The sequence below is a fragment of the Reyranella sp. genome (assembly GCF_050185545.1).
Taxonomy (GTDB): Bacteria; Pseudomonadota; Alphaproteobacteria; order Reyranellales; family Reyranellaceae; genus Reyranella.
In genome coordinates, this window is sequence record NZ_JBFWZI010000207.1 from 1 (window position 1) to 11321 (window position 11321).

9 protein-coding genes are annotated in these 11321 nt (G+C 66.9%); 4 read left to right on the top strand and 5 right to left on the bottom strand.

Annotation, left to right across the window (positions count from 1 at the left end):
• Positions 1–27 precede the first annotated feature (27 nt).
• Positions 28–1437 carry an aspartate aminotransferase family protein gene (locus AB7O82_RS32695; RefSeq protein WP_428621258.1) on the top strand — a complete coding sequence of 470 codons (1410 nt, stop codon included), beginning with the start codon at positions 28–30 and terminating at the stop codon, positions 1435–1437.
• A 1-nt stretch (position 1438) separates the two neighbouring features.
• On the top strand, positions 1439–1762 hold the full coding sequence (locus AB7O82_RS32700) for a hypothetical protein (protein ID WP_428621260.1): 324 nt from the start codon (positions 1439–1441) through the stop codon (positions 1760–1762).
• A 262-nt stretch (positions 1763–2024) separates the two neighbouring features.
• On the opposite strand, the gene AB7O82_RS32705 is transcribed toward AB7O82_RS32700, so the two are convergent.
• Together AB7O82_RS32705 and AB7O82_RS32710 are read right to left on the bottom strand one after the other, a co-directional pair.
• Positions 2025–2393 (bottom strand): c-type cytochrome, encoded by a 369-nt coding sequence (locus AB7O82_RS32705; RefSeq protein WP_428621262.1) that lies wholly within the window; start codon positions 2391–2393, stop codon positions 2025–2027.
• Positions 2394–2395: 2 nt separating this feature from the next.
• Positions 2396–2971 carry a ferritin-like domain-containing protein gene (locus AB7O82_RS32710; RefSeq protein WP_428621263.1) on the bottom strand — a complete coding sequence of 192 codons (576 nt, stop codon included), beginning with the start codon at positions 2969–2971 and terminating at the stop codon, positions 2396–2398.
• A gap of 414 nt (positions 2972–3385) precedes the next feature.
• Here AB7O82_RS32710 and AB7O82_RS32715 point away from each other — a divergent pair, with 414 nt between their 5' ends.
• Positions 3386–4660: an MFS transporter gene (locus tag AB7O82_RS32715; protein ID WP_428555690.1), complete on the top strand. Its 1275-nt coding sequence runs from the start codon at positions 3386–3388 to the stop codon at positions 4658–4660.
• On the opposite strand, the gene AB7O82_RS32720 is transcribed toward AB7O82_RS32715, so the two are convergent.
• Both AB7O82_RS32720 and AB7O82_RS32725 read right to left on the bottom strand, forming a co-directional pair.
• Positions 4575–5513: a division plane positioning ATPase MipZ gene (locus tag AB7O82_RS32720; protein ID WP_428555688.1), complete on the bottom strand. Its 939-nt coding sequence runs from the start codon at positions 5511–5513 to the stop codon at positions 4575–4577. The two genes, AB7O82_RS32715 and AB7O82_RS32720, sit on opposite strands and share 86 nt — an antisense overlap.
• Positions 5510–7648 carry a molybdopterin oxidoreductase family protein gene (locus AB7O82_RS32725; RefSeq protein WP_428621264.1) on the bottom strand — a complete coding sequence of 713 codons (2139 nt, stop codon included), beginning with the start codon at positions 7646–7648 and terminating at the stop codon, positions 5510–5512. Before AB7O82_RS32725 ends, AB7O82_RS32720 begins: the two co-directional genes overlap by 4 nt.
• Positions 7649–9173: 1525 nt before the next feature.
• Here AB7O82_RS32725 and AB7O82_RS32730 point away from each other — a divergent pair.
• A complete protein-coding gene (locus AB7O82_RS32730; RefSeq protein ID WP_428555907.1) occupies positions 9174–10811 on the top strand; it encodes an AMP-binding protein in 1638 nt (545 codons plus the stop codon).
• Between the two features lie 39 nt (positions 10812–10850).
• Here AB7O82_RS32730 and AB7O82_RS32735 read toward each other — a convergent pair.
• Positions 10851–11321 (bottom strand): response regulator transcription factor (locus tag AB7O82_RS32735; RefSeq protein WP_428555905.1); only part of this gene is annotated, 471 nt, incomplete at its 5' end.

The following is an 11321-nucleotide window of genomic DNA, read 5'->3' on the forward strand; positions in this document are numbered from 1 at the left end:
CCTATGTCGCATTAACAGGGTGCCTCCATGAACGACGTTTCTCGCAGCTTCCGCGGCAATTCCAACGCCGCCCGCGACATTGCGCACCATCTGCACCCGTACACCAACTTCAAGAAGCACGAGGAGACCGGCCCGCTCACCATCGTGCGCGGCCGCGGCATCTACGTCACCGACGACGACGGCAAGGAGTACATCGAGGGCATGGCCGGCCTGTGGTCGGCGGCGCTGGGCTTCAGCAACGAGCGCCTGGCCACGGTGGCCTACGAGCAGATGAAGCAGCTGCCGTTCTACCATGCCTTCAACCAACGCTCCCACGAGCCGGCCATCAACCTCGCCGAGAAGCTGAAGCAGATGGCGCCGGTCGAGATGTCGAAGGTGTTCTTCGCCAACTCGGGCTCGGAGGCCAACGACACCGTCGTGAAGATGGTGTGGTACATGAACAATGCGCTGGGCCGGCCGAACAAGAAGAAGATCGTGTCGCGGCTCAAGGGCTATCACGGCATCACCGTGGCGTCCGGCAGCCTCACCGGCCTGCCCAACAACCATCGCTCGTTCGACTTGCCGATTGCGGGCATCATCCACACCACGACGCCGCACTACTACCGCGGCGCCCAGTCCGGCGAGACCGAGGACCAGTTCACCACGCGCTGCGCCGAGGAACTCGAGGCGCTGATCGTCAAGGAAGGCGGCGCCGACCATGTCGCCGCGATGATCTGCGAGCCGGTGATGGGCGCGGGCGGCGTGATCGTGCCGCCCAAGGGCTACTACGAGAAGATCCAGGCGGTGTGCCGCAAATACGACATGCTGTTCGTCGCCGACGAGGTGATCTGCGGCTTCGGCCGGACGGGCAACGTCTGGGGCAGCCAGACCATGAACATCAAGCCGGACATCCTGACCTGCGCCAAGGCGCTGTCGGCCTCGTTCCTGCCGATCTCGGCGGTAATGGTGAACGACAAGGTCTACCAGGCGCTGGCGGACGAGAGCAACAAGATCGGCGTGTGGGGCCACGGCTTCACCTATTCGGGCCATCCGGTGGCGGCTGCCGTCGCGCTGGAAGCGCAGAAGATTTATGACGAGATCGACCTGTTCGGCCATGCCAGGCGCATGAGCCCGGCCTTCGCCAAGCACATCCAGTCCTTCGCCGATCATCCGCTGGTCGGCGAGGCGATGAGCGTCGGCATGGTGGGCGCGCTGGAAGTCGTCGCCGACAAGAAGACCAAGGCCCCGTTCGACATGGCGACGGTCGGTGCGGGCAACCGCGTCTACAACCACGCCGTGGCGCGCGGCCTGTTCATCCGCAACATGGGCGACCGCGTCGCGATCTGCCCGCCTTTGATCATCAACGAGAGCGAGCTCGCCGACCTGTTCGGCCGCCTGCGCCAGGCGCTGGACGCGACCTTGGCCGATCTCAAGTCGGAAGGCCACTTCAAGGGCTGAGGTGAGCGGGCGGTCGCCGCCGTTCGGTACCAGCCAGCGCATCCGCAACCGGGCGATCTGGGCGGTCGCCCTGTTCGCGGCCTCGCTGCCGCCGGCCGCGGTCGGTTTCGGCATCGCCCAGGCGACCGAGGACCAGGTCAACATCGCGACGCCGCTCGCCCTGCTGTTCTGGGTGCTGGGCGTTCTAGTCGCGCTGTGGACCGCCGTCCCGACGCTGCGCTACTGGGACGCCTTGCCGCTCGGCATACGCTGGATGGGCGCGCTGCCGTTGCTTTCAGTATCGATGTTTCTGACCGCAGCGCTGATCGGCGCGATGGTGGTGTGATTCATTGCTGGGAGCACGCCACTCCGATGGCGCTCATGGGATGTGTGATCGGCAAGATGTGGGCCACTGGAGTGGCGCGCTCATAGGCGCCAACTTTGCCCATCGACGCGCCTCTTTGCTGGGAGCGCGCCACTCCGATGGCGCTCAGGGGATGTGTAATCGCCAAGAAGAGCGCCATCGGAGTGGCGCGCTCCCAGCGCATGACGCGATCTTTTGGCAAGGTTGGCGCCTATGATTGGCGCGCTCCCAGCGCATGAACCGTTCACTTCCCCGACTCCTTGCGCAGGTAGGCGATGATGTCGGCGCGGTCCTCGGCGGTGGCGACGCGGAAGTTCATGCGCTGGCCGGGGATCAGGGCCTGCGGGTTGGTGAGCCAGGCGTCGAGCGTCTTCTCCTCCCACACCACGGTCGAGCCTTTGACCGCCGTCGAGTAGTTGAAGTTCGGCGCGCTGCCCGCCTTGCGGCCGTAGACGCCGCGATGCGCCGGGCCGACCCGGTTGGCATCGAGCGAGTGGCACCCGCCGCAACGCGATTCGTAGAGCTCCTGGCCGTGTGCGGCGTCGGCCGCGGCGGCGTGATCCGCCGCGGCCAACAGGAGCGCCATCGCCAGGAGCGAATGGCCGCGGTGCATGATCAGGCGCCGAAGCTCAGCGCCTTGGCCGGCAGCGGCTGCTGGAGCGCGCCGGTCAGCGCCGTCCAGTGCATGGTCTCGTCCTCGCCAAGTCGCGCCGAGATCTGCGCCAGCGTGCGGTCGTTGAACGACGGGATGACGCCGACATAGGCGTTGGCCGCGCCCTTCTCGAGCCTCTGCGCGAGCTTCAGTACGTCGGTCTGGGTCTTGAGCGCCGCGGCGTTCAGGGCTTTCGCCACCTCGGCGTCGCTCTTGGCCGCCACCGGCGTGCCGCCGAGCTTGCGGATCGTGGCGACAAGCGCATCGCGATGTTCCTTGTGATGCGACTGGAACAGGATGGCGACGTCGAGCACCGGCTTCTGCAAGAGCCCGCTCTGCGCGCCAAGCTGATAGGCGCTGATCGCCTCGTGCTCGAGCGCGAGCGCGACGTTCAGGATGCCGATGTCGCCGGCGGCGCCGGTTTGGGCCAGGGCGACCTTTTCCTCGCCGGCCAGCAGCGCGACCGCCGATGCCGACAACAGCGTGACGCCGGACGCGCGCAACAGGCCGCGACGGCGCAGATCGATCGAACGAGACATAAAATCCTCCGGGCGTTGGCTAGGAGCATGGCATGTCGCCTGCTCTGCCCAGCTTTACGTGCGGCGGCCTGCTGGCGGATGGCACACGAGGTCATCACGTGCAGGTGATGCGAATGCGAGGGTGCGAACGCGAAGCCGTGAGGCTGTCAGTCTCCTCCCGGCTTTGCTGGGGAGGTGTCGCCGTCTTACGGCGACGGAGGGGTCATGGCCTTCCAGACCGCGGGCGTCCCCCCCGCTCATCGTCATGGTCATGATTCTTGAGCGGGCGGGACGCCCGCGGTCCGCGTGAATCATGACCCCTCCGTCGCCGTATGACGGCGACACCTCCCCAAGCTCCGCTTGGGGAGGAGAATGAAAGCGCACTCGCTTTGACCCCGCGGGCAGCGGCCGATAAGCTCGTTGGCAAAGCAAGACATGACCGCAAACGCCCCGACTTTCGCCACGCTGCTGCTGCGGGTCTTCCTGCCGTTCGCGCTGGCCTACTTCCTGTCCTACATCTTCCGCGGCGTGAACGCGGTCATCTTCCCGTACCTCGAGCGCGACATCGGCATCACCGCGGGCGATCTCGGCCTCTTGACCTCGGCCTTCTTCCTGTTCTTCGCCGGCTGCCAGCCGGTGCTGGGCGTCATGCTCGATCGCTACGGGCCGCGCAAGGTGCAGGTCGTGCTGCTGGCGCTGGCGGCGCTGGGCTCGGCGCTGTTCGGCCTGAGCGTCTCGCTCGGCGAGCTGATCCTCGCGCGCGTGCTGATCGGGCTGGGCTTCGCCGGCGGGCTGATGGCCGCCATCAAGGCGATCACGTTGTGGTACCCGCCACATCGCTGGGGCCTGATCACCGGCTTCCACATGATGACCGGCGGGCTGGGCTCCATGGCGGCGACGCTGCCGGTTCAATGGTCGCTCTCGGTGATCACCTGGCAGGGCCTGTTCTTCTGGCTGGCGGGCTTATGCCTCGCCACGTCGGCGATCCTGCTGTTCGTCGTACCCGAGCGCGGCGCCACGCACGGCAGCGCAACCGACTCCGGGGCGACCTTGCGCGATCAGTTCCGTATCACCGGCACGGTGCTGACCAACGGGTTCTACTGGCGCATCCAGCCCCTGCTGGCGGTCCAGCAGCTCGCCTTCATCGGCTGCATCTCGTTGTGGATCGGTCCGTGGCTGCGCGACGTCGGCTGCATTACCGACGACGATTTGCGCGCCGACATCCAGCTCTACACCGCGGCCGCGACCACGATCGGGTTTGCCATGAGCGGCGTCATCGCCGGCGCCTTGCGCCGCGTCGGCATCAGCGGGTTCGGCTCGGCCGGCCTCACCAGCGTGCTGTTCGCCCTGGTGTGCGGCTGGCTCGCATTCCTGCCGTCGTTCGAGCCCGTGCTGGCCTGGCTGCTGTTCGGCTTCCTGGGCGCCTGCCCCATCCAGTACATGCCGCTGATGGTGGCGGCCTTCCCCACCCATTACGCCGGTCGGGTCACCACCTCGAGCAACCTGGTGGTCTTCACCGTGATCTTCGCCGGCCAATGGGCAATCGGCAGGATCGTCGACCTGTGGCCGCGCACGGCCACCGGCTACGCCGCCGACGGCTACACCTGGGCGTTCGGCGCCCTGTTCATTCTGCAGCTTGCTGGTCTTCTGTGGCTGGTTCTGTCGCGGGCACGTCCGATGGCGCGTCCGCAGCTCGCCGTGGCAGGTTGAGCGCCGACACCAGGTCACGCACCTCCTGGCGGGCCGCAACGTGACTCAGGGTCAGCGACGGGCCGCTGCCGCCGCGCTTGAGGTCGAGCAGGGTGAGCCCATTCAGGAACAGCTCCTTGTAGATCACGCGCTCGCTGAGGCCCGCGGCGACGCGAAAGCCGATGCGCTTGGCCAGCGCATCGAGCACCGTGCTCATGTCGCGCTTGTTGCGCGCGGCCAGCGACGACAGGCGATTGCGCATCACCACCCAGTCGACCGGCCGGCCGCCCTGCACGGCGCGCAGCTGGCGCTGCTTCCACACCGCCTCGGCATAGATCGACGGCCGCACGATCTTGAGCGTGTCGGGGTCGATGCGCGCCAGCAGGTCGAGATCGATGAAGCTGTCGTTCAGCGGCGTCAGCAGCGTGTCCGCCCAGGTATGCGCGAGCCGCGACAGGTAGGTATCGCTGCCCGGCGTGTCGATGATCGCAAAATCCACGCTGTCGATCACCGGCTCCAGGGCCGCCTCGAAGCGGCCGCGCTCGTCGGCCTGCGCTTCCGCGCGATCGGGCAGGGTCGAGATCGGTACTGCCGCGTGGATCGGCATCGGCAGCTCGACGCCCTTGCGCCGGGCGTAGGCGGCGCGGTTCTCGAGGTAGCGGCCGAACGTGCCCTGTCGCGCGTCGAGATCGAAGGTGGCGACGCGCGCGCCATCGTTCAGCAGGGCCACGGCAATGTGCAATGCCGTCGTCGACTTGCCCGATCCACCCTTCTCGTTGCCGATCACCAGCACGTGCGCGCGATCGGCGACCGGCGCCGACTGCGCCTGCGTGATGCTCGGGTTGGGCGCAGGCTGAAATTCCGTCATTGTCATGCGGGTCTGCGAATCCAGACAGCAGTATCGTGGAACACCGCCCCGCCGTTCGGCCAGCCGGGATCGGCCGAGGTCAGGGCGTTGATGCCGATCCCCGTCTCGAAGTTGCGATTGGGCCAGACGCCCTCGACGATCACCACGCCGCATTGCTGGCCCGCCTTCGGCCTGCAATGGACGATGGTCTTGCCGCGATCGTTGCCGATCTCGAGCCGGTCGCCCTCGACGAAGCCCAGCGCCTGGCAATCGTCGGGATTCATCATCACCGTCGGCCGCACCTCGCGCTTCTGGCTGCTCGGCGTCTCGGTGAAGGTCGAGTTGAGGAAGGTGCGCGCCGGCGCTGCGACCATGCGGAACGGCTTGTCGGGTGTCGGATTGTCGATCACGTCGAAATGGTCGGGCAGGACCGGCATCTCCCTGCCGCGCGGACCGTAGGCCGCCCAGTCCGGCTTGAAGCGGAACTTCTTGTCCGGCCACGGGAAGCCGTCGAGGAAGTGCGACGTCTCGAAGCCGAGATGGAAATCCTGCCCGCCCTTCTGCCAGTTGGTCTCGGCATCCCACATGCCCGACACGCGCAGCGTCTCGTCCATGATCTCCCAGACGCTCATGTCGAAACCGCGATGCCTGGCCCCCAGGCGCTTGGCGAGCTCGGAAATCACCCAGTGGTTCTCGCGGCACTCGCCGGGCGGCTCGATCACCGCCTTGGTCACCTGGAAGAAGGTGTGCCCGCTCGCCGTGTAGAAATCGTCGTGCTCGAGGAACATCGTCGCCGGCAGCACGATGTCGGCGAAGGATGCCGTCTCGGTCAGGAACTGCTCGTGCACGCAGGTGAACAGGTCCTCGCGCGCAAAGCCCTTGTGCACCAGCTCGAGCTCCGGGCAGACCATGGCCGGATTGGTGTTCTGGATCAGCATCGCCGTTACCGGCGACCCGTTCTTGAGGGCCTCGCGGTCGCCGGTCAGGATCGGCCCCAGGCGCGACTGGTCGAGATCGCGGATCGAGGGATCGACGGCATCCAGCCCCTCGATCAGGCTCCGCTTCAGGGGATACATGCCGGTATGGCCGTAAAGCGCGCCACCGCCCTTGTGCTGCCAGGCGCCGGTAACGGCCGCCAGGCTGGCGACGGCATGCATGTTGACCGCGCCGTTGCGGCTGCGGCTGAAGCCGTGATGGCAGCGGATGAAGGAGGCCTTGGTCCGCCCGTAGAGCCGCGCGAACGAGACGATCTGGTCGACCGAAAGCCCAGTGATTGCCGCGGCCCACTCCGGTGGGCGCTGCGCGACATGAGCGGCCAGCTCCTCCGGCGCATCCGTGTAGCGGCGCAGATAGTCCCAGTCGGCGAACCCTTCCTTGAACAGGACGTGCATCACCGCGACGGCCAGCGCGCCGTCGGTGCCCGGGCGTACCGCCAGATGGATGTCGGCCTGCTCGGCTGTACCAGTGCGGTAGGGATCGACCACCACTAGGGTCGCGCCGCGCTTCTTGGCGCGCATGGCGTGGGTCATGACGTTGACCTGGGTGTTGACCGGATTGCCGCCCCAGATCACGACCAGGTCGGAATGGTGGTCGACCTCGCGCACGTCGGCGCCGCGCTTGGCCCCCACCCCAGCGATCCAGCCGGTATCCGCCAGCGTCACGCAGATCGTCGAGAAGTAGCGCGAGTACTTCATGACGTGGCACAGCCGGTTGATGCCGTCGCGCTGCACCAGGCCCATCGTGCCGGCATAATAGTACGGCCAGACGGTCTCCGTGCCGTGCCGGCGCGCCTTGGCGATGAACTGCTCGGCCACGATGTCGAGCGCGTCCGTCCACGAGATCTCGGCGAACTGGCGCGAGCCCTTGGGGCCGACCCGGCGCAGCGGCTTCACCAGCCGGTCGGGATGATGGATGCGCTCGGCATAGCGCGCGACCTTCTCGCAGATGACGCCGGCCGTGTAGTCGTTGCGCATCGAGCCGCGCACCCGGCCGATGCGCCTGCTGTCGAGGCGTTCGACATCGAGCGCACAGGTGCTGGTGCAGTCGTGCGGACACACCGAGGGTACGATGGTTACGCCAGCCAGGTTGGCCTTGCCGCGCGCCGCCGGCGCGTAGGAATGGCCGCGCCCTGCGGGCGCGTGGGAATGGTCGTCGGGAGCCATGCCTCAGAGTACCCCCGCCCCACGCCGAGGGTCCAGACGAGCCGGCAGCGATCCGTCCACATGCCCTGGAGCGGAAGACGTTGATGTCGCATGGTCCGCCTCCGCGTTTGCGAAGGGGTCACCTGCCGATGAATGCCGGGGCCGAAGTGGGCCGCGGACCATTGGTCCGCGATGGTCCGCGGACGACGCGCAGTCGCGGCCTGACGTCGTTGCCGAGTGGATGTGACGTTTGCCGGCGACGGTCGGCTTACACTTCCTGCACATTGTCGGGCTGACGACCGCTCTCGCGCGCTTTCGCTCGATCTGCGAGCTCGTCGTACATGCGGGCGATAGCCAGCATCGAGGCTTCCGTATCGGCGCCCTCACTCTCGTGTGCCGTCAGCCGAGCGTCCTCCGCGCGTCTTCGCCAGTAGCCGGAGCTGAGGGGGTCGGTTGCCGTGCTTCGCCCCGCGGGGGCGTCCAGCTTGGGGTGGGGCCTGGACATGGACTAAACTCTGACCCTGAATGCGCCGATCATTTGCCGCAAAAAGAGGAGCCCGTGGCTCTGCGGGGATGCCAACCACGGGCTCCGCCGCCAGCGGTGACATGGGAATGTTTTCCGACTGGCCTCAGGGAAACCAACGAACCCCGCCTGGCCAGGTTCCCGTCCGTTTGCGGACCGTCGGCGGCACCAGGAAAAAGGCGACGACGCAGTCTTGTCAATTCACTCCGACTTTGGCGGCTTCGTTTCGCGCATTCCGCTCGAGCCGAGCGAGGGCCGCCTTTCCGGACAAGTGGCGCTTCCTTCTTGGCGGGTTGACCTGCCTCAAGGCGCGTCACGACGAGGACCGACATGGTTGGTTTCAGCCATCGGGCTTTAGTCGCCGAGGGACCCAAGTGCGGGGGGACCGGTTCTTGCGACGGCGGCACGTCTGCTCCTGTCGTGTCGCCCGATGGTCTCCACTCCTGGCGATTCGCCGGTTCTCGCGGCCCGGAAACGCGACCGGCTACTCCATGATCGCTGCGACTGGCAACATTTGGCAGGTCGCACATGCCGTTACTCGGCGACGTTGCTGTTCACACTGAAGTGCCAATGGGCGGGGTGTTCGCGGTGGCGCGGCAGGCTTTATCCCGACGACATCGATTGATCACGGTCCTTTTCTCCGCTCCGCACGTTGCCAATCTGGTACCGACAGCGCGGGGCCTTCCAGAGTGATCGTTCCGCGTCCCCGAAGGGCCGCCGTCTCATCCCCCGCGGTGGCCCTTCACTTTTTCCGGCGAGCCACAGTGCGGCCGCTGAGCAACGGCAGGCCGAGCCCAGCGAATTGGAACACGACAAGGAGCAGGAAGCGGGGTCAGCGGCCATTCTCGTGCTTCTGACCGGTGTAGCCGATTCACGACGCCTGGTTCTCATTTGCGCGGCGGGTTGCAGCGGCGCGCGGCGTGCTGTGGATCAGGGTGCAGGTCATGACCGACCCGCCCTTTCCACCTTCATCCCGTCCGACTGATTACAGCCGGACGGGATGTGCTCTAGAGTGCCGCCCGCATGATCCCGCACGGCGTCCCCTACGAAGAAGCAATGCGGCTGTTCCGCTGGCCGCGCCCCGAGCGTTTCAACATCGGTCGGGCCGTCTGCGAACGCCATCCGTCCGAGGCACTGGCGCTGATCGTCGAGAATGCCGACGGCAGCGTGCGCAACTGGACGTTCGGCCAGCTCCTGGCTGCCAGTTCGCGCCTCGCCAACGCCCTGAAAGCGAAGGGCATCGGCCGCGGCGACCGGGTGGGCGTCTTTCTCAGCCAGGGCGCCGAGCTCGCGATCTGCCATCTCGCCGGCTACCGCATGGGGGCGGTCGTCTTGCCGCTCTTCACCCTGTTCGGCGAGGAGGCTCTCGAATACCGACTGTCGAATGCCGACGCCTCGGCGCTGGTCACCGACGTGACGCAGCTGCCCAAGGTGCTGGCCGTGCGCGATCGCCTGCCGCGCCTCGAGACGCTGATCGTGATCGGCGCCGGCGCCGACGGAGCGGCCTTCTTCGACTGGGACCATCTGCTGGCCGCCGCCTCCGACAGTTTCGAGACGGTCGACACGCTGGCCGAGGATCCGGCGCTCTTGATTTACACGTCCGGGACGACCGGCCAGCCGAAGGGTGCGCTGCACGCCCATCGCATGATGCTGGGCTCGGTGCCGCCAGTCGAGCAGTGGCTGAGTCATTGGCCGCGCGGCAACGAGGTCATGTGGACGCCGGCCGAGTGGGCCTGGATCGCCGGACTGTACGACGCCCTGTTCCCGGCCTGGTTCTACGCCACGCCGGTCGTCGCCCACCGCTTCGCCAAGTTCGATCCCGAGCGCGCCTTCGCGCTCCTGGAGAAGCACAAGATCGGCGTCGGCTTCATTCCGCCGACGGCGCTCAAGATGATGCGCCAAGTGGCCAGGCCGCGCGAACGCTGGCGCTACGACCTGCGTGCCGTCAGCACCGGCGGCGAGGCCATGGGCGAGGAGCTGCTGGACTGGGGACGCGCCACCTTCGGCACGACGATATCGGAAGGCTACGGCCAGACCGAGATGAACCTGATGCTGCTCAATTCGCCCGACTGGTTCGAGGTGCGCCCCGGATCCTGCGGGCGCCCCTGCCCCGGCCGCAAGGTCGCTATCGTCGACGGCAAAGGCGCCGTTTTGCCGACCGGCGAGGAGGGCCAGATCGCGGGCTGGCGTCACGATCCGATCGTCATGCTGGAGTACTGGCGCAACCCCGAGGCGACAGCGGCCAAGTTTGCCGGCGACTGGCTGCTGACCGGCGATCTCGGCCGCATGGACGAGCAAGGCTACGTGTTCTTCAAGAGCCGCGACGACGACGTGATCACGTCGGGCGGCTACCGCATCGGCCCGGGCGAGATCGAGGAATGCCTGATGAGGCATCCCGCCGTCGCCATGGTGGGCGTCGTCGGCGTGCCCGACCCGGTACGAACCGAGATCGTCAAGGCCTTCGTCCAGCTCCGTCCCGAGATGGCCGCCACCGAGTCCCTGAAGGCCGACCTCGCCAGCTTCGTGAAGACGAGGCTCTCCGCCCACGAATACCCGCGCGAGATCGAGTTCGTGGCCGAGCTGCCGCTCACCACCACCGGCAAGATCATGCGCCGCGAGCTTCGCCGCATCGACGCCCAAAGGGCAGGACCGTCCCCGTGACCTGGCGCTCCACAGCCATCGCACGAACCCCGCTGTCCTCTAATTGATACTGCTCGCCTGCCGAGCCGATACCCAAAGCCGGACCAGTTCGGGCAGGCTGCCCATGCCGGTCTTGTCCATGATGTGCGCGCGATGAAACTCGACGGTGCGCGGACTCAATCCGAGCTTCGCGGCAATCTCCTTGTTCGAATTGCCGGCAATGAGTCCTTCGAATACCTCGGCCTCGCGCGGCGTCAGCCTCGCCAATTGCGCCCGTGCCGCTTCAGCCCGCGTCATCTCGTCTACAGCGTTCGATTGCACGCGATATGCCGCCTCGACGGCTGCCAGAATCCTATCCGGCTCGAAGGGCTTTTCCAGGAAGTCGACGGCTCCAGCCTTCATCGCCTCCACTGCCAGCGGTATGTCGCCATGGCCGGTGATCAACACGAGGGGCAGACTTGCCCCATGCGTCGCCCGCAAGTGGCGCAGCAAACCCAGTCCATCCAGACCCGGCATTTGCACGTCACTCAC

Coding starts and splice junctions, on each gene's coding strand:
- AB7O82_RS32695 (WP_428621258.1), top strand. CDS start 28: ATGAACGACGTTTCTCGCAGCTTCCGCGGCAATTCCAACGCCGCCCGC.
- AB7O82_RS32705 (WP_428621262.1), bottom strand. CDS start 2,393: ATGCACCGCGGCCATTCGCTCCTGGCGATGGCGCTCCTGTTGGCCGCG.
- AB7O82_RS32710 (WP_428621263.1), bottom strand. CDS start 2,971: ATGTCTCGTTCGATCGATCTGCGCCGTCGCGGCCTGTTGCGCGCGTCC.
- AB7O82_RS32715 (WP_428555690.1), top strand. CDS start 3,386: ATGACCGCAAACGCCCCGACTTTCGCCACGCTGCTGCTGCGGGTCTTC.
- AB7O82_RS32720 (WP_428555688.1), bottom strand. CDS start 5,513: ATGACAATGACGGAATTTCAGCCTGCGCCCAACCCGAGCATCACGCAG.
- AB7O82_RS32725 (WP_428621264.1), bottom strand. CDS start 7,648: ATGGCTCCCGACGACCATTCCCACGCGCCCGCAGGGCGCGGCCATTCC.
- AB7O82_RS32730 (WP_428555907.1), top strand. CDS start 9,174: ATGATCCCGCACGGCGTCCCCTACGAAGAAGCAATGCGGCTGTTCCGC.